A 16,533-nucleotide genomic window follows, 5' to 3' on the forward strand; every position below is an offset into this window, starting at 1 on the left:
CGATGCAAATCAAACCTGAAGACCTCACGCGCGCCGCCGAGCTGCTCAATGGCCTGCGCACGGAATTGTCCAAGGCCGTGGTCGGCCAGCGCGAAGCCGTGGACCAGACCCTGGTCGCCCTGGTCGCCTCCGGCCACGTGCTGATCGAAGGCGTGCCGGGCCTGGGCAAGACTTTGCTGGCGCGCACCTTGGCCAAGGCCATGACCTTGAAGTACGCGCGGGTGCAGTTCACCCCCGACCTGATGCCCTCCGACATCACTGGCCATTCGGTGTTCGACGCCACCGCGCGGGGTGAATCTGCCAACGGCATGGGCGCCTTGCGCGTTCACCGCGGCCCGGTGTTCACCAACCTGCTGCTGGCCGATGAGATCAACCGCGCGCCCGCCAAGACGCAAAGTGCCTTGCTTGAAGTCATGCAGGAATACCAGGTCACCCTGGAAGGCCAGACGCTCAAGCTGCCCCGGCCTTTCATGGTCATGGCCACGCAAAACCCCATCGACACCGAAGGCACCTACCCGCTGCCCGAAGCCCAGCTCGACCGCTTCCTGTTCAAGATCGACATCGGCTACCCCACCCACGACGAGGAGACCGCGATCATCCGGCGTGCCACCGAACGCCAGATCGGCGATCAACTCTCGCTGGATGGCATCGAGCCACGGCTGGACGAACGCCTGGTGCTGGCCTTGCAAGAGATGGCCTCCCTGGTTCGCACCGACGAGCGCGTGGCCGACTACGCGGTGCGGATCATGCGCGCCACCCGCCAGTGGCCCGGCCTGTCTTCGGGCGCCGGCCCACGGGGCGCGATTGCCCTGGTGCGGGCAGCCCGGGCCTCGGCCCTGCTGCAAGCGCGCGATTTCGTCACCCCAGACGACATCAAGGGCCATGTGCTGCCAGCCCTGCGCCACCGCGTCATGCTTGCGCCAGACGCCCAGCTGGAAGGCCGCCGTGTTGACGAGTTGCTCCGCGATGCGCTCGACAGCGTCGAGGCCCCGCGCCTTTGACTTGGCACGCCCGATGAGCCTGACCTTGATCCCCAGCCGCCGCGCGGTCACCGCGCTGACGGTACTCGCCCTGGCCAGCGCCTGCGCCTTGGTGGCGGGCGCGCCCTTGGCCGCAGTGGGATTGGTTTCAGGCTTGGTGCTGCTGGCGGGTATCGCTTGGGCGGGACTGGATCTTTGGCGCAGCGAGCAAGCCTGGCGCCAATCGCCCTTGCGCATCGAGCGCACCGTGCCCCACGCGTTGGCCCTGGGGGTTCAGCGGGTGCTCAGCCTCACGGTGATCAACGAAGGCAGCCGGACATGGCAAGTGGCCTTGTTCGATGAAGTTGACCCCAAGTTGGAGTTCCAAGGCCTGCCGCAGAACGTGAGCATCCCCGCGGGCAGCCGGGTTGACGTGCGCTACACCGTCACGCCACGCCAGCGCGGCATCGTGCATTTTGGCGCCACCCAGGTGCGCATGCAGACCCTGGGCAGCAGCTTCGAAACCCTGCGCCCACTGGGGCAGGCGCAAAGCCTGCACGTTTACCCCAACTTCGCGGCCGTGGCGGGCTATGCCTGGCTGGCTGGCGACCGCCGTCTGGCGCAAATCGGCATCAAGAGCTACGCCCAGCGCGGCATGGGCACCGATTTCAAGCAATTGACCGACTACAAGATGGGCGACCCCATCCGCCACATCGACTGGAAAGCCACCATGCGCCATGGTCGCCCCATCGTGCGCGAGTTCCAGGATGAGCGCGATCAATGCGTGATCTTCCTGCTGGATTGCGGGCGCCGCATGCGGGCCGACGAAGGCGTGGTCAGCGCCGATGGCAGCCATTTTGACCAAGCCCTGAACGCCCTGATGCTGATGAGCTATGTGGCGCTGAAAGACGGCGACGAGGTCGGGGCCATGACCTTTGGCACGGCCCCCGGCCAGCAACGGCACTTTGCACCTCGCAAGGGGTCGTCCACCCTCAATGCCCTGATGGCCCGCCTGCACGACATCGAACCCGACGCCACCCATTCCGACTACCTGATGGCCGCCCAGGACCTGCTGCGCGTGCAGCACAAACGCGCGCTGGTCGTGTTGTTGACCAACTTCAGGGACGAGGACTCGGCCGAGCTGCAGCCCGCGCTGAAGCTGCTGCGCGCACGCCACCTGGTGCTGGTGGCCAGCCTGCGCGAACGGGTGCTGCGTGAAGTGGCCGAGCAAGCCATCGAGCAACCCCGCCAGGCCATCGAGGTGGCCGGCGCCCACTTGTTCGAGCAGGCCCGGCGCGATGCGTTTCGCCGGGTCGTCGGCCTCGATGCCCTCTCGGTGGACGTGGAGCCTGGCCAGTTGGCCGTCGCCCTGGTCAACCGTTACCACGCCGTCAAGCGCTCAGGTTTGCTTTGATTTGATTTTCAACCCCAAGGAGGACGATGATGAGTGTTGCCAATCCCTACCAACCACCCCGCGCCGATGTGGCCGATGTTCGAAGCTCGTCGACAAGCTACCAGCCTGTGAAGTTCTGGTCTCGGCAGGGCCGAGTCAGCCGCCTGCAGTACCTGGGATATTTGATGGGCGGCTACCTGCTGACGATTGCCGCCGCGGCCCTCCTGGGCGGCATTGCCGGCGCGCTGGGCTTTGCAAAGGTGGCGCCCTTTGTGGGCTTTGTCGCACTGGTGCCCTATTTCGTGTTCTCGATCATCATGTTGATCCAGCGCACGCATGACATGGGATGGTCAGGCTGGGCGGCTTTGCTCGCACTCATCCCCTTTGCAGCGCTGGTGTGGATGTTCAAGGCGGGCACGCCTGGCGAAAACCGCTTTGGCGCACCGCCCCCACCCAACACCACCAGCGTGAAATTGCTGGCGTGCACGCCCGTGCTGATCGGGATATTGGCGGCAATCGCACTCCCCGCTTATCAAGACTATGTGCAGCGCGCCAAAGCCGCACAACTCCAGCAGCAATCAGCGCCCTGAGGGAGCTCAATGACTCAGGTCGTCAGCACGGTCCGCTGTGCTGACTTGGGCCGGAAAGCCGCGCACACCTGGGCATCGGTCTCAATGTAGGGGCCGCCAATCAGGTCAATGCAGTACGGCACCGCCGCGAAAATGCCGGGGACCACCGAGCGGCCCTCGACATCACGCAGCCCTTCCAGCGTTTCAGCGATGGACTTGGGCTGCCCCGGCAGGTTCAGGATCAAAGCCTGCTTGCGGATCACCGCCGTTTGCCGCGACAAGATCGCGGTGGGCACAAAGCGCAGGCTGATCTGGCGCATCTGCTCGCCAAACCCCGGCATTTCCTTGTCGGCCACGTCCAGCGTGGCCTCGGGGGTCACATCACGTGGCGCAGGCCCGGTGCCACCCGTGGTCAGCACCAGGTGGCAACCCTGCACGTCCACCAGATCGCGCAGAGCGGCAGCAATGCCCTCGCGCTCATCGGGGATCAGGCGGGGCACCCAGGTGATCGGGTTGCGCACGGCGCGCCCCAGCCAATCCTGCAAGGCCGGCAAGCCCTTGTCTGTGTAAACGCCCGAACTGGCCCGATCAGAGATCGACACCACCCCGATGCGAACCTCGTCCAGTTGGGTGCAAGTCAAATCGCTCACGCGTCAATCCTCGCCTTCGCCCTCGTCCAGCAAGTCGTCGCCATCGCCCTCGGTGCGGCCTGCGCCTTCCAGGGTCTGCTTGATGTGCTGGAACAACTCGCGGAAACCACGCCCGCTGCGGTTTTCAGGCGCAGCAGCAAAGTCCTTGCGGGCATTGCGGATCAGGGCGCGCATCTTCTGCACGTCAGATTGCGGGTACTCGGCCACCCAGCGCGTCAAGGTGTTGTCATCGGCCACCAGTTCGGCACGCCAGCGTTCGGCGTCATGCAGGGCCAACGCATTGCGCGCATGGCCCAACTGGAACGAGGCCACGGCCTCCTTGATGGGCTCCGGATCGACACCGCGCAGCAGCTTGCCGATGTATTGCATCTGCCGGCGCTTGCCCTCGAAGGACTTGGTGCGCTTGTAGTCATCGACCGCATCGCTCAGGGATTCGGGCAGGTCAATGTCTGCCAGGCGGTCTTTCGGCATGGTCACCAGGGCTTCGCCCAGGGCCTGCAGGTCGTGACTGTCCCGTTTGCGCTGCGATTTGCTCGGCCGACGGTAGCCGTTTTCGTCGACTTCGTCGTCGTCTGAGGGGGGAAACTGATCTTGATTCATGTGGTCGCTATGATACGAGGTCACACCCCTCACCGTCGCGAACCGCATACATGGCCGCCAACAAATCCTCCAAGTCCTCTTCTTCCAACGCCAAGCAGCCCGACTTGTCCGGCTTTGCTTACTCGCGCGATCAGTTTCAGCAATTGATCGAAGACGCCTTGAACCTGGCCCAGAAGCTGGGGGCGTCCGACGCCGCCGCCGAGGTCTCCGAAGGCATGGGGCTGTCGGTGTCGGTGCGCAAGGGAAAGCTTGAAAACGTCGAGCGCAACCGTGACAAATCCATCGGCATCTCGGTGTACCTGGGCCAGCGCCGGGGCAACGCCAGCACTTCCGATTTCTCACCCGCCGCGCTCGAACAAACCGTTCGCGCCGCCTACGACATCGCCCGCTTCACCGCCGAAGACCCGGCCGCCGGCCTGCCCGACGCCGAAGACCTGGCCACAGGGCGCGCCGCCAAGCGCGACCTGGACCTCTTCCACCCCTGGTCCATCGACGCCGCTCAGGCGGCCGAACTGGCGCGCCGCTGCGAAGACGCCGCCTTGACGGTCGACCCGCGCATCACCAACTCCGAAGGCGGCGGCGTGTCGGCCCAGCAATCGCACTTCCTGGCCGGCAACACGCGCGGTTTCCGGGGTGGTTACGCCAGCTCGCGCCACTCGCTGTCGGTCTCGCCCATCGCCGGCCGCGGCAACGACATGCAGCGCGACTTCTGGTATTCGTCCGAGCGCGATGCGCGCGATTTGGCCAAACCCGAGGTCATCGGCCGCTATGCCGCCGAGCGCGCGCTTGCCCGCCTCAAATCCCGCAAGATCGCCACCTGTGAAGTGCCGGTGCTGTTCGAATCACCCCTGGCCGCCGGTCTCCTGGGTGCCTATGTGCAAGCCACCAGTGGTGGCGCGCTGTACCGCAAGTCCACCTTTTTGCTCGACAGCCTGGGCACGCAAGTGCTGCCCAAGCACATCAACATCCTGGAGGATCCGCACATCCTCAAAGGCAAAGGCAGTGCCCCCTTCGACGACGAAGGCGTGCTGACCCGCAAACACCACGTGCTCAAGAACGGCGTCGTGCAAAGCTATTTCCTGTCGAGCTACTCGGCGCGCAAGCTGGGCATGAAGACCACCGGCCACGCTGGCGGCTCGCAAAATCTGATCCTGCAAAGCAAGCTGACCGACCCGAAGGACAACCTCAAGGCCATGCTCAAGAAGCTGCACCGCGGCCTCTTCGTGACTGAACTCATGGGCCAGGGCGTGAACTACGTGACGGGCGACTATTCGCGCGGTGCGGCCGGCTACTGGGTCGAGAACGGCAAGATCGCTTTCCCGGTCGAAGAGATCACCATCGCGGGCCACCTGGGCGAGATGTTCAAGCAGATCGTGGCCGTGGGCGCCGACGAGTACACCTACGGCAGCAAGACCGTGGGCTCCATCCTCATCGAGAAGATGAAGATCGCCGGGCATTGAACCCGGCAAATTGACGCAGGCGGGCAACACGGGAAAGCCCGCGCTTGCCCCGGTGCCGCCAACGCACCCAGCGCTTCTAGAATGTTCGAACCAAGCCCCGCTTGAGCTTCAGACCATTCCCAGGAGACCCGCCATGCAACGTCGTTCCTTCATCAACCGCGCTGGCCTGGCCGGTGTTCTGGCAGCCGGTGCCGCTCCCGCCATCGTCCGCGCCGAGCCCAATGTGCGCTGGCGCCTGGCCTCCAGCTTTCCCAAATCCCTGGACACCATCTTCGGCGCCGCCGAGGTTTTCACCAAGAAGATCAGCGAGATGTCGGGCGGCAAGTTCGTCATCTCGGTGCACGCCGGTGGCGAGCTGATGCCGGCCTTTGGCGTGGTCGATGGCGTTCAGAACGCCACGGTCGAGATGGCCCACACCGCGCCCTACTATTTCGTGGGCAAGGACGAAACCTTCGCCATTGGCAGCGCCATCCCCTTCGGCCTGAACTCGCGCCAGATGAGCGCCTGGATGTACGAAGGCAACGGCCTCAAGCTCATGCGAGAGTTCTACGCGCAGTACAACATCATCAACTTCCCCGGTGGCAACACGGGCGCGCAAATGGGCGGCTGGTACCGCAAGCCCATCAAGTCGCTGGAAGACATGAAGGGCCTGAAGATGCGCATTGGCGGCTTTGCCGGCAAGGTCATCGAACGCCTGGGTGCCATTCCGCAGAACCTGCCCGGCGGCGAGATCTACCAGGCCCTTGAAAAGGGCACCATCGACGCTGCCGAGTGGGTCGGCCCTTATGACGACCAGAAGCTGGGCTTCCAGAAGGTGGCGCCTTTCTACCACTACCCCGGCTGGTGGGAAGGTGGCCCACAGCTGGACTTCTTCATCAACAACAAGGCCTTCAACGCCTTGCCGTCTGAATACAAGGCCATGATCGAAGCAGCTGCCTCGCATGCCCACGTCGAGATGCAGGCCAGATACGACGCCGCCAACCCGCTGGCGCTCAAGCAACTGGTGGCCGCCAAGGCGCAACTGGTGCAGATGCCCAAGTCGGTCATGGACGGGGCCTTCAAGGCCTCGATGGAGATCTACAGCGAGCTGAACACCAAGAACAAAAACTGGGCCAAGGTCTATGCCGACTACGCCAAGTTCCGTGCCGATCAGAACCTGTGGTTCCGCTTCACCGAAGCCACATTCGACCGGTACATGCAGGCCGCCAAGCTGTGACCTGAGGCCCAAGCCAGGCCGGCCCAGGCCCTTTTGATCAAGGGGCCTCGGGCACGGGCAGGCCGCCGTCAGATGCCGCTGATGCCGCGTCGTCCACAGGACCTGACAGGTCGGCCGGCATCTCAATCTGGACGTTGTCCACATCGACCGCGGTTTCTTTGTCCAGCCAGTAGGTGACCGACTGGGGCCAGAAGATCACCACCGCCACCAGCATCAACTGCATCACCACCCAGGGAATGGCACCCAGGTAGATGTCGCGCGACAGGATGGGTTTGCTGATCGCGCCGCTTTTGAAGATTTGGTCGGCAATGCCCCGCAGGTAGAACAGCGCGAAGCCAAACGGCGGGTGCATGAAGCTGGTCTGCATGTTCACGCACAACAACACACCGAACCACACCAGGTCGATGCCCAGCTTCTGGGCCACGGGGGCCAGCAGCGGGATGATGATGAAGGCGATCTCGAAGAAGTCGAGGAAGAACGCCAGGAAGAACACGAAGATGTTCACCGCGATCAGAAAGCCCAACTGGCCGCCCGGCAGGTGCGACAACATGTGCTCGACCCAGCGGTTGCCATCCAGGCCCTGAAAAACCAGCGAGAACACGCTGGAGCCCACCAGGATGAAGATGACCATGGCCGTGACGCGCATGGTGCTGTCCATGGCCTGCCACAACAAGCTCACCGTCAGGCGCTTGTGGATGGCGGCCAGCACGATGGCACCCAGCGCGCCCAAAGCACCAGCCTCGGTCGGCGTGGCCAGCCCCATGAAGATGGTGCCCAGCACCATGAAGATCAGCACGACCGAGGGCACCATGCCCCAAAGCACTTTCTTCCACAGGCCCCAGCCCCGTTGCAAGCGGGCCTCTGGCGGCAACGGTGGCACCAATTTCGGGTAGAAGATCGCAATCAGCGCGGTGTAGGCCAGGAACATGCCTGTCTGCATCAGCGAGGGGCCAATGGCCCCCTTGTACATGTCGCCCACGGAACGGCCCAACTGGTCGGCCAACACCACCAGCACCAGCGAGGGTGGGATCAACTGGGTGATGGTGCCCGAGGCGGCGATCACGCCGGTGGCATAGCGCATGCTGTAGCCGTACCGCACCATGATCGGCAAGGAGATCACGCCCATGGCGATGACGCTGGCGGCCACCGTGCCCGTGATGGCGCCCAGGATGGCCCCCACGATGATCACGGCAAAGCCAAGCCCTCCAGGCCGGCGGCCGAACAATTGCCCCGTGCCCTCCAGCAGGTCTTCTGCCAGGCCACAGCGCTCAAGCACCGCGCCCATGAAGGTGAAAAACGGGATGGACAGCAACAGCTCGTTGGACACGATGCCAAACAAGCGAAGCGGCAGGTTGCCCATGAACTCGATCGGCAGGATGCCCAAGGCCACAGCGCCGTAGCCAAAAGCCAGACCCAGGCCGGCCAGCGAAAACGCCACCGGAAAACCAAAGAGCATGACCAGCACCAGCGCGCCAAACATCAATGGCGCCATGTGTTCCAGAGTGATCACTGCAACGGTCTTTCGTAGTGGGTGTCCATGTTGTAGGTGCCGCGCAAATAACCCACGCGTTTGATGATCTCGGACACCGCCTGCAAGGCCAGCAGCGCAAAACCCATGGGAATCATCGCCTTGATCGGCCAGCGCAACAGGCCGCCCGCGCTGGGCGACACTTCTTGCTGCACATACGAATCGTGGACCATGTGGACGCACAGCCAGCCGGTGATCAGGCACACCGGCAATAACACCAGAAGCAGCCCCAGCAGGTCGATCCAGGCCCGAGTGCGGGGGGCGCGCGAACCGTAAATCACGTCAACCCGAACGTGCTCATTCAGCTTGAGCAGCGCTGGCGCGCCCAGGAACACGGCCGCGCCAAACAGGTACCACTGCGCCTCCAGCCAGGCATTGGAGCCCAGGTTGAAGGTGTAGCGGATCAGGGCGTTGCCCGCGCTGAGGGCACACGCCAGCGCCAGCATCCACGCGGCCAGGTGGCCCAGGCGCACCGACAGGGCATCGACCCCTCGAACGAAGAGATGGCTCACCTGACCCATGGCCTGGCGCGCCTCAGCCCAATGCCACAGCTTGGCTGAACAGGCGCGAAGAGCGGGCCCCGCTGCGGCAGAACATCAATGTGGGGCGCGGCAAGGTCTTGAGCAACTCAGCGGCCTGGGCGATCTCTTCGGGCGACTGGTAACCGCCCTGCACTGGCAGGTAGGCGTAGGCCAAGCCAGCGGCCTTGGCAGCGGCTTCGATGGCGCTGGTGGTGGGTTGGTCGGGGCCACCTTCAAAATCGGGGCGGTTGTTGACGACGCTCTTGAAACCAGCGGCGGCCACGGCGGCCATGGCTTCGGGCGTCAACTGAGGTGCCACGCAAACGTCTTCGCTCACGGCTTGGATCGGCAGGTTCTCGGACATCATCTTCCCCTTAGGTTGAAACGTTCAGCCGGCCAAAGCGGCCTTGACCGCGGCGGAGACCAGGCCCATGTCGGCCTTGCCAGCCAGGCGCTGCTTGACCGCACCCATGACTTTACCCATGTCGCCAGGACCAGAGGCACCCAGCTCTGCGACGATGGCCTTGACTTCGGCATTCACCTCGTCGGCCGACAGGCGCTGAGGCAGGTAGGCCTCCAGCACACCGATCTCGAAGGCTTCCTTCTCGGCCAAGTCAACCCGGCCGGCGGCCTGGAATTGCTGGTGCGAATCCTTGCGCTGCTTCAGGAGCTTGTCCACGATGGCCACCGTGGCGGCGTCGTCCAGCGTGATGCGCTCGTCAACTTCCTTTTGCTTCATGGCGGCCAGCAACATGCGGATGGCGCCCAGGCGCTCAGCCTCTTTGGCGCGCATGGCGTTCTTCATGTCTTCGGTGATCCGGTCTTTCAAGCTCATGGTTGGCTCCTATTCTTGTTCAGAAACAACAAAGCCCGCATGGGCGTCCCCGCGCGGGCTTGTTCAGTCAGCGACCGTGGGAAGCGTTAGCCACCGCAAGCAGTCGGACAGGGAAACTGTGCTTAGTACAGCTTTTTGGGCAGCTGCATGCTGCGCACGCGCTTGTAGTGGCGCTTGACGGCGGCTGCCTTCTTGCGCTTACGCTCAGCGGTGGGCTTTTCGTAGAACTCGCGGGCGCGCAGTTCGGTCAGCAAGCCGAGCTTTTCAATGGTGCGCTTGAAGCGGCGCAGAGCCACGTCGAACGGCTCGTTTTCCTTGACACGGATGGTCGTCATTGATCAATCACTTTCAGTATGAATGCATTCACAGGGTCAACGTGCGCCATTGAAAGCACCACAAAGGCAAACCACCCGGGCCAGGGCCCGTTCCCAGTTTCCGCGGAGGAAACGGGCATGCCCCACGGGGATTGCCATTGTCGAGCTTTGTCAAGCCGCCTGCTTGTTTTTGTCAACAATCAAGCGTTTATTTTGACCCACCAACAAAGCCAGAGATTCTACTGCGAATTTCTGGGTTATTCCAGCGAAATCCCCTGGGAGGCTGCCAATTTGGCCCTTTCAGGGCCTGGCAAGGGTATCGGATCGGTGGATTTGGGTGGTAATTGACCCAACAACTGGGCCAAGGGTTCTTGCACAAAAGCCCGCTCGGTCATCCTGGGATGGGGCAGGATCAAGGCTGCGGAGTGGCGCATCGCGCCCTCCATCCACAGCAAATCCAGATCCAGGGTGCGGGGTGCGAGCGGTTCGGGGCGCTCCCGTCCCAAGGTCAATTCGATGGCCAGCAAGGCATTCAGCAACTCGTGCGGCGCCAAGGATGTGCTCACGGCGGCCACCGCGTTGAGGTAATCAGGGCCCTCCGTGCCGACCGGCTTCGTCACGTAAAACGAAGACACGCCCTCCAGGCTGGTCCAGGGCAAGGCCTGGAGTTGCACCAACGCCTCTTGCAGATTCTGGCGGGCCGGGCCCAGGTTGGCGCCCAGGCCCACAAAGGCCCGAAAGCGGGGCAGGCCTTCAATCACCCTAGCCTCCGTCGTTGGATGGCGCGCTGTCAACCGCACTGCCACCCTCGCCTTCACTGGGCTTGCGACGACGCCGGCGGCGCTTCTTGGCGGCTGGGCCGGGGCCGGCGTCGGACGCGAAGCCTTCGTCGCTGGCCGCCGAACTGGCATGGGCATTGGCGCTTGAACGGTTGCCCGTCCGAGGGCCTTGGGCAGCGCGCTTGGCCGACTCTTGCTGGCGCGCCACGTCCATCAGTTCGCGGCGTTCGTCGTTGTCGGCCAGCGAGAAGTCTTCCCACCAGGTGGCCAGTTCCTGGTCGGCTTCGCCTGATTGGGCGCGCAGACGCAGGAAATCAAAGCCTGCGCGGAAGCGCGGCTGCTCGACCAGGGTGAGCGGCCCGCTGCCCACGCGCTTGTCAAAGCGCGGTTGCATCGTCCAGATCTCGCGCATGTCGGACGCCAGCTTGCCGCGCCCGGAAATGTCGCCAATGCGGGCGTCGAACACCGCATCGGTCGCGGCTTGCAGGGCTGGGAAGGCGGGCTCGCCCTTGGCCAGATTGCGTTTCCAGTGGTCCAGCACGTCATGCCACAACAGGCAGGCGAGCAGGAAGCTGGGCGCCACAGGCTTGCCTTCAGAGACGCGGCGGTCGGTGTCGTTCAAGGCCAGCTTGACGAATTGCTCGCGGCCAGGATGGCGGCGAGCCTCATCAAACACGGCGTCCAGGATGGGGAACACACCACGATCCAGTCCCAGCTTGCGCAATTGATCCAGCGACGCCTGGGCGTGCCCTGTCTGCAACAGCTTGATCATCTCGTCAAACAGGCGCGATTGCGGCACATTGGCCAGCAGCTCGGACATGGCCAACAAGGGCTCGCGCGTTTTGGCTTCGATCTCGAAGTTCAGCTTGGCGGCGAAACGCACCACGCGGATGATGCGCACCGGGTCTTCCCGGTAGCGCACATCGGGCACGCCGATCATGCGCAGCACCTTCTTCTTGATGTCCTTGATGCCGCCGTGGTAGTCCACCACCACGCCCGTGCTGGGGTCGTAGTACATGGCGTTGACGGTGAAGTCGCGCCGCGCCGAGTCCTGGTCCTGCGGGCCCCAGACGTTGTCACGCAGCACACGGCCGCTGCCATCGACCACATGGGACTTGCCGGCCAGCTCGGATCGCGAGGTCTTTTCGTTGCCGGCCACCTGTTCGGCCGCGTCGGCGTCCAGGTAGGCACGGAAGGTGGAAACCTCGATCACCTCGTTGTCGCGGCCGCGGCCAAACACCACGTGGACGATGCGAAAACGGCGCCCGATGATGAAAGCGCGCCGGAACAGGCCCTTGACCTGCTCAGGCGTGGCGTTGGTGGCCACATCGAAATCCTTGGGCCGCAGTCCAACCAACAAATCGCGCACGGCACCGCCCACGATGTAAGCCTCGAAACCGGCTTCTTGCAAAGTGGTGCAGACCTTGACCGCGCGGTCGTCCACCAGGCTGGGGTCAATGCCATGCTCGGAGGCCGGCACTTCCACCCGTTTGCCAGTGGGAATGCGAGGCTTGCGCCCGGCTGCCGTCGCCCGAGGTGGTTTGCTGGGGTCTTTGCCCAGGATCTTGTCTATCAATCTCTTGATCATGAAAACAGTCGAAGAATGCGCCAGCCGCGCTCACGGGCCACGGCCTCGAGGGCCGGACTGGGATTGGTGGCAACGGGATCGCTGGCCAGGTACAGCAAAGGCAGGTCGTTGGGCGAGTCGCTGTAGAAGCTGACCCGCTCGAAATCAGCCAGGGCGTGGCCGCGTTCCGCCAGCCATTGTTCCACACGTGTGATTTTGCCCTCCCGGAAGGACGGAACGCCGTGGATTTCCCCGGTCACGCGCCCTTGGGAATCGCGTGCCAGGCCCACCGCCAACAGATCGGGCACGCCGAACGCATCGGCGATGGGCCGGGTCACGAACTCATTGGTGGCGGTGACGATAGCCAGCAGATCGCCTTGGGCCTCGTGCTCGCGCACCAGTTGCAAGGCTTGCGGCTGGATGGCTGGCAGCACCACCTCGGCCATGAAGCGTCGCTGCAAATCGGCTTGAGCTTCCAGGCTCAACTCGCGCCACACGCTGGTGCTGAAGCGTATGTACTCGGGCAACTGCAAAGTGCCTGCCACGTACTGCTGGTAGAAGCCATCGTTGCGGCGCCGGTATTCAAGCGGATCGGCCAGGCCGATGCGGATGAGAAACTCGCCAAACTCGTGGTCCGAATCGAGCGGCAACAGGGTGTGGTCAAGGTCAAACAGGCACAGGTTCATTCGGTCTCCAGGACCAGCATCCGCTTGAGCAGGGGCACGGTCACGGTTCGGTGTTCGGCCAGGGCGAACCGATCCAGTCGGTCAAGCAGCCCCATCAAAAAGCCCAGATCGCGGCTGTAGCGCACCAGCAGGTAGGACACGACGCCCTCGTCCAGCTCGATGCCGCGTCGGCTTGCTTCGCCCTGCAGCGCTTGGCGCACGCCAGTTTCGCTCAAGGGCGACAAAGCGAAGACCAAACCCCAGCCCAGGCGGGTGCGCAGGTCATCACGCACTGGCAGGTCCACGGGCGGAACGCTGCCGGCCGCCATGATTGACAAGGGACCAGCCACCTCGGAGGCGCTGGCCGACTCGATGAAGAGGTTGAAGGCCAGGTGTTGGAGGTGGGTGTCCAGCCGCTCACAGTCATCGATCAGGGCCAAGGTGGGTGCCTCGGGCAACTCGGCGTCCCACATCTGGCAACCCTGGGCGCTGACCCACATCACGTGGTGGCCGTGCGCCAAGGCCACTGGCACCATGGCACGCAGCAAGTGCGTCTTGCCACTGCCGGATGGCCCCCAGAAATAGGCCGCAGGCACCTTGGTCTGGTGCCCCGAAGGCCAGGCCTGCAACCAGCGCAAGGCCTGCAGCGCCCCTTCTTCGGCGATGAAGTCGTCCAGCCCCGGCATGGAAGCCGGTCCCAGGTCGAGCGGAATCTGCCGCATGGGCAGGCCAGACAGGGTCAACACATCACCCCTGCTCTGGATCGGGCGAGCCCAGGAACACCGGGCTTTGCCGATAGCGGGTCAAGGCACGACGCGCCAGCACCAACAGCAATGCGCTCACGGGCAAAGCGATCAAGACGCCCACGAAACCCAAGGCCTGACCAAACAACAGCAAGGCAAAGATGACCGCCAAGGGGTGCAAACCAATGCGACCGCCCACCAGGCGGGGCGTGAGGAAAAAGCTTTCAAGGACTTGCCCACCGCCATACACCACGGCCACCACGATCAACGGGTAGGCCATGCCCGAGGTGGTGGGGCTGAATTGCAGGACTCCCGACAACAAGGCCAACACCAAGCCCACGCCAAACCCCAGGTAGGGAATGCACATGGCCAGACCGGTGAACACGCCAATGGGCAAAGCCAGGCGGAAGCCGCCCAGGGCCAGCGCCACGCTGTAGAACACCGCCATGATCAGCATGACCAGCACCTGCCCACGCAAGAACTGCCCCAACACTTCGTCACAGTCGGTCAACACGTCCTTGACGGATGGACGCCAGCGCGGTGGCAGCAAACGCCAAGTCCGGTCCGCGATGTCATCCCAATCCATCAGCCAATAAAAGGCCAGCATGGGCACCATCAGCAAAAAACCCAGCAGGGTCATCAAGCCGCCGCCGCCAATCAGCACGGAGCTCAGGATGGTCCCGGCCCATTGCGATGCGTGGGAGTTGATCCAATCCACCAGCATCGCCTTGCCTTCTTCAAGGCTGGGCAACTCCAGCCCCAACTGCGACAGCCAGGGTTGCATGCTGATCCAAAGGTTGGAGAACAGATCGGGGACCTGCGTCTTCAGCATGGGCACCACTTGCGACACGATGGGCACCAGCAACACCAGCAAGGTCAGTACCATCAGCACGGCCAGCAGCACGCACAAGGCCACCGCCAGCGCGCGGGGCGCACCTCGCCTGACCATGCCGTCTACCGCTGGCTTGAGCCCGTAGGCCAGCACCAGGCTGAGCACGAAAGGCGCCAGCGCGGCGGCAAACTTCCAAACAAACAGCACCAGGACCGCCGTCAGCAGGCCCCAGACCAGTTTGGACTTGTAGGAATCATTCAACGATGTCATGTGAGGAGGATTCTATAGACCTCCTCGGCCCCAACCATGGCGCCATCATTGTTTGGCGTTGCCGTAGACAGCGCGCCGCGCTGCCTCCAGATCGCGCTCAAGTGCAGCCTGGTCACGCTTGCCTTCGGGCTGGGCCTGCCAGGAAGCGACAATGGCAGACTGGCGCCGCTTGAACTCCGTCAGGCGCTCCGCCTCGCGGGCAGCCTGCTCCGCATCGGGCTGGGGCGCCAGGCCCTCCAGCCGCGTGCGCATCGCGCCGAGGCGTTGCTCTCGCAGACGCTCATCGGACTCCAGATCGGTGAGCAAGGCGGTGCTCAGCAGCAAGGCCTCGCCCATGGTGACTTCGCCCTTGGCCAGGCGATCGGGCACCTGGGTCAGGAGGTTTTCGGCCAATTGATGACGCTGTTTCACGTCGCTGGATTCCGCCAGTGCTTGCCATTGCTCGAAACTGCGCTGAAAACGCAGGTAGGTCACGACGCGCTCCATCTCGGCTTTGCCATTGGGCTGACTGCTCATGGCGGCCTTCAAGGCGGCCCAATCCTCAGGTGTGAAATCCGAAGGCCGACCGTCGGCCAGCACCGTGGGCACGGACGCTGGACCGGTGACCAGCTCGGCAAAGACCGGTCTTTGAGCAGCCGATGCGGGCGAGGACGCCGACGATGAGACCTCGCTGGCATCCATGGCCTCCTGGTGCGCTTGCCACCACCAGACACCACCGCCCACAGCGAGCCCACCGATCAGCGCGGCGAACCATGATCGCTGCCAGAACTTGGTACTTTCTTGATATGTGATCATGAGGGCGGATTGTCCGGTTCAGCGTGAAATGCGGCTGCGCTCTTCCAGGGCCTGCTGCACCTTGGCCGGATCCGGGTTGGGTCCTTCCGTGAGAAGCCCGGGCAGGATGCGCATGTCTTCCACCCGCTTTTGCTCTGCCTGGACTTGGGCGTCGTCCGTGGGCTGCGGCGCGGCCAAGGCCATTTTCTTGCCCCACTCCTCGACTTGCTGTTCGCGCTTTTTCTCGTCGGGCTCCAGGTCTGACAGCAGCACCGTGGTCATCATCAGCGCCTCGCTCATCGAAAACTCGCCCTTGGCCAGGCGATCAGGCATCTGGTTCAGCAGGCTTTGCGCCAATTGGTGGCGTTGCTGCGCGTCGCGCGCGTCTTCCAGGGCTTGCCATTGCTCGAAGCTGCGCTGAAAGCGCATGTAGCTCAGCACTTTGTCGACTTCGGGTTTGAGTTGAGGCTTGGCGGTCATGGCCTTGTCCAGGGCGGCCCAGACGCCAGGCGCGAAATCGGAAGGGCGGCCACCGGCCAAGATGGTTGGGTCTGTGGCGCCCGGCAACACCGGGGCCGTCGTCGTGACCGCGCCACTGCTGGCCATCATGGGCTCGGAGGCCGTTGTGCTGACCGGCGTGGTCGCGTCCGGCCCGGAGTGCCCGGCGAACCACCACACACCAGCGCCAAGCACCGCACTGCCCGCCAGCACGATCAACAAAGGACGCTGCCAGGAATTTTTGGATTGATAAGTAATCATGATGTCCACAACCGATGTCAGAGAAACGCGCAGATTGTCGCCAATTTGCCCCGTCTTCAAGCATGGCATAAACCCACAAGCCGTGTAAACGCAACCACT

Annotated in this window: 19 protein-coding genes; 5 read left to right on the plus strand and 14 right to left on the minus strand. The window is 63.7% G+C overall.

The genetic code is table 11. The features are described from left to right. Positions 1-2 precede the first annotated feature (2 nt). The 3 genes from LQ232_RS14910 to LQ232_RS14920 are packed head-to-tail and all read left to right on the plus strand — an operon-like array spanning position 3 to position 2,942. Positions 3-1,001, plus strand: coding sequence for a MoxR family ATPase (locus tag LQ232_RS14910; protein ID WP_230181135.1), 999 nt, complete (start codon positions 3-5; stop codon positions 999-1,001). 13 nt (positions 1,002-1,014) lie between these two features. Then, on the plus strand, positions 1,015-2,373 hold the full coding sequence (locus tag LQ232_RS14915; RefSeq protein ID WP_230181136.1) for a DUF58 domain-containing protein: 1,359 nt from the start codon (positions 1,015-1,017) through the stop codon (positions 2,371-2,373). A 29-nt stretch (positions 2,374-2,402) separates the two neighbouring features. Then, positions 2,403-2,942 carry a DUF805 domain-containing protein gene (locus tag LQ232_RS14920; protein ID WP_230181137.1) on the plus strand — a complete coding sequence of 180 codons (540 nt, stop codon included), beginning with the start codon at positions 2,403-2,405 and terminating at the stop codon, positions 2,940-2,942. Between the two features lie 14 nt (positions 2,943-2,956). Here LQ232_RS14920 and mog read toward each other — a convergent pair whose 3' ends face one another. Next, positions 2,957-3,571, minus strand: a complete 615-nt coding sequence (mog, locus tag LQ232_RS14925) for a molybdopterin adenylyltransferase (RefSeq protein WP_371820253.1) — start codon at positions 3,569-3,571, stop codon at positions 2,957-2,959. A 3-nt stretch (positions 3,572-3,574) separates the two neighbouring features. Further along, complete coding sequence (yjgA, locus tag LQ232_RS14930; protein WP_230181138.1) at positions 3,575-4,171, minus strand: ribosome biogenesis factor YjgA; 597 nt, start codon at positions 4,169-4,171, stop codon at positions 3,575-3,577. A gap of 50 nt (positions 4,172-4,221) precedes the next feature. Here yjgA and pmbA point away from each other — a divergent pair, with 50 nt between their 5' ends. Beyond that, entirely contained in the window at positions 4,222-5,631 is a 1,410-nt protein-coding gene (pmbA, locus tag LQ232_RS14935) for a metalloprotease PmbA (RefSeq protein WP_230181139.1), read from the plus strand. Positions 5,632-5,764: 133 nt separating this feature from the next. Continuing rightward, a complete protein-coding gene (locus tag LQ232_RS14940) occupies positions 5,765-6,847 on the plus strand; it encodes a TRAP transporter substrate-binding protein (RefSeq protein WP_230181140.1) in 1,083 nt (360 codons plus the stop codon). A 37-nt stretch (positions 6,848-6,884) separates the two neighbouring features. On the opposite strand, the gene LQ232_RS14945 is transcribed toward LQ232_RS14940, so the two are convergent. From LQ232_RS14945 to LQ232_RS15000, 12 genes are all read right to left on the minus strand, one after another. Continuing rightward, positions 6,885-8,339, minus strand: a complete 1,455-nt coding sequence (locus LQ232_RS14945; protein ID WP_230181141.1) for a TRAP transporter large permease subunit — start codon at positions 8,337-8,339, stop codon at positions 6,885-6,887. 14 nt (positions 8,340-8,353) lie between these two features. Then, complete coding sequence (locus LQ232_RS14950) at positions 8,354-8,887, minus strand: TRAP transporter small permease subunit (protein WP_371820254.1); 534 nt, start codon at positions 8,885-8,887, stop codon at positions 8,354-8,356. Positions 8,888-8,909: 22 nt separating this feature from the next. Beyond that, a complete protein-coding gene (locus LQ232_RS14955; protein WP_230181143.1) occupies positions 8,910-9,260 on the minus strand; it encodes a TIGR01244 family sulfur transferase in 351 nt (116 codons plus the stop codon). A gap of 24 nt (positions 9,261-9,284) precedes the next feature. Continuing rightward, positions 9,285-9,731, minus strand: coding sequence for a GatB/YqeY domain-containing protein (locus LQ232_RS14960; protein WP_230181144.1), 447 nt, complete (start codon positions 9,729-9,731; stop codon positions 9,285-9,287). A 122-nt stretch (positions 9,732-9,853) separates the two neighbouring features. Continuing rightward, positions 9,854-10,066 (minus strand): 30S ribosomal protein S21, encoded by a 213-nt coding sequence (gene rpsU / locus LQ232_RS14965; RefSeq protein ID WP_012346814.1) that lies wholly within the window; start codon positions 10,064-10,066, stop codon positions 9,854-9,856. 236 nt (positions 10,067-10,302) lie between these two features. Further along, positions 10,303-10,806 (minus strand): 2-amino-4-hydroxy-6-hydroxymethyldihydropteridine diphosphokinase, encoded by a 504-nt coding sequence (gene folK / locus LQ232_RS14970; RefSeq protein ID WP_230181145.1) that lies wholly within the window; start codon positions 10,804-10,806, stop codon positions 10,303-10,305. A 1-nt stretch (position 10,807) separates the two neighbouring features. Beyond that, positions 10,808-12,412: a polynucleotide adenylyltransferase PcnB gene (pcnB, locus tag LQ232_RS14975; protein WP_230181146.1), complete on the minus strand. Its 1,605-nt coding sequence runs from the start codon at positions 12,410-12,412 to the stop codon at positions 10,808-10,810. Then, a complete protein-coding gene (locus tag LQ232_RS14980; RefSeq protein ID WP_230181147.1) occupies positions 12,409-13,077 on the minus strand; it encodes an HAD family phosphatase in 669 nt (222 codons plus the stop codon). Before LQ232_RS14980 ends, pcnB begins: the two co-directional genes overlap by 4 nt. Beyond that, positions 13,074-13,802 carry a DnaA regulatory inactivator Hda gene (locus LQ232_RS14985; RefSeq protein WP_230181148.1) on the minus strand — a complete coding sequence of 243 codons (729 nt, stop codon included), beginning with the start codon at positions 13,800-13,802 and terminating at the stop codon, positions 13,074-13,076. The genes LQ232_RS14980 and LQ232_RS14985 overlap by 4 nt, the downstream gene beginning before the upstream one ends. 1 nt (position 13,803) lies before the next feature. Next, positions 13,804-14,901, minus strand: coding sequence for an AI-2E family transporter (locus LQ232_RS14990; RefSeq protein WP_230181149.1), 1,098 nt, complete (start codon positions 14,899-14,901; stop codon positions 13,804-13,806). Between the two features lie 45 nt (positions 14,902-14,946). Continuing rightward, positions 14,947-15,696 carry a hypothetical protein gene (locus LQ232_RS14995; protein WP_230181150.1) on the minus strand — a complete coding sequence of 250 codons (750 nt, stop codon included), beginning with the start codon at positions 15,694-15,696 and terminating at the stop codon, positions 14,947-14,949. An 18-nt stretch (positions 15,697-15,714) separates the two neighbouring features. Beyond that, entirely contained in the window at positions 15,715-16,434 is a 720-nt protein-coding gene (locus LQ232_RS15000) for a hypothetical protein (RefSeq protein WP_230181151.1), read from the minus strand. Between the last annotated feature and the right edge of the window lie 99 nt (positions 16,435-16,533).

This window comes from Aquabacterium sp. CECT 9606, from assembly GCF_918741295.1.
GTDB lineage: Bacteria > Pseudomonadota > Gammaproteobacteria > Burkholderiales > Burkholderiaceae_C > Aquabacterium.

What these genes read in the sequence shown, in the direction of transcription:
- LQ232_RS14910 (WP_230181135.1), top strand. Translation starts at nt 3, where the DNA reads ATGCAAATCAAACCTGAAGACCTCACGCGCGCCGCCGAGCTGCTCAAT.
- LQ232_RS14915 (WP_230181136.1), top strand. Translation starts at nt 1,015, where the DNA reads ATGAGCCTGACCTTGATCCCCAGCCGCCGCGCGGTCACCGCGCTGACG.
- LQ232_RS14920 (WP_230181137.1), top strand. Translation starts at nt 2,403, where the DNA reads ATGAGTGTTGCCAATCCCTACCAACCACCCCGCGCCGATGTGGCCGAT.
- yjgA (WP_230181138.1), bottom strand. Translation starts at nt 4,171, where the DNA reads ATGAATCAAGATCAGTTTCCCCCCTCAGACGACGACGAAGTCGACGAA.
- pmbA (WP_230181139.1), top strand. Translation starts at nt 4,222, where the DNA reads ATGGCCGCCAACAAATCCTCCAAGTCCTCTTCTTCCAACGCCAAGCAG.
- LQ232_RS14940 (WP_230181140.1), top strand. Translation starts at nt 5,765, where the DNA reads ATGCAACGTCGTTCCTTCATCAACCGCGCTGGCCTGGCCGGTGTTCTG.
- LQ232_RS14945 (WP_230181141.1), bottom strand. Translation starts at nt 8,339, where the DNA reads ATGGCGCCATTGATGTTTGGCGCGCTGGTGCTGGTCATGCTCTTTGGT.
- LQ232_RS14955 (WP_230181143.1), bottom strand. Translation starts at nt 9,260, where the DNA reads ATGTCCGAGAACCTGCCGATCCAAGCCGTGAGCGAAGACGTTTGCGTG.
- LQ232_RS14960 (WP_230181144.1), bottom strand. Translation starts at nt 9,731, where the DNA reads ATGAGCTTGAAAGACCGGATCACCGAAGACATGAAGAACGCCATGCGC.
- rpsU (WP_012346814.1), bottom strand. Translation starts at nt 10,066, where the DNA reads ATGACGACCATCCGTGTCAAGGAAAACGAGCCGTTCGACGTGGCTCTG.
- pcnB (WP_230181146.1), bottom strand. Translation starts at nt 12,412, where the DNA reads ATGATCAAGAGATTGATAGACAAGATCCTGGGCAAAGACCCCAGCAAA.
- LQ232_RS14980 (WP_230181147.1), bottom strand. Translation starts at nt 13,077, where the DNA reads ATGAACCTGTGCCTGTTTGACCTTGACCACACCCTGTTGCCGCTCGAT.
- LQ232_RS14990 (WP_230181149.1), bottom strand. Translation starts at nt 14,901, where the DNA reads ATGACATCGTTGAATGATTCCTACAAGTCCAAACTGGTCTGGGGCCTG.
- LQ232_RS14995 (WP_230181150.1), bottom strand. Translation starts at nt 15,696, where the DNA reads ATGATCACATATCAAGAAAGTACCAAGTTCTGGCAGCGATCATGGTTC.
- LQ232_RS15000 (WP_230181151.1), bottom strand. Translation starts at nt 16,434, where the DNA reads ATGATTACTTATCAATCCAAAAATTCCTGGCAGCGTCCTTTGTTGATC.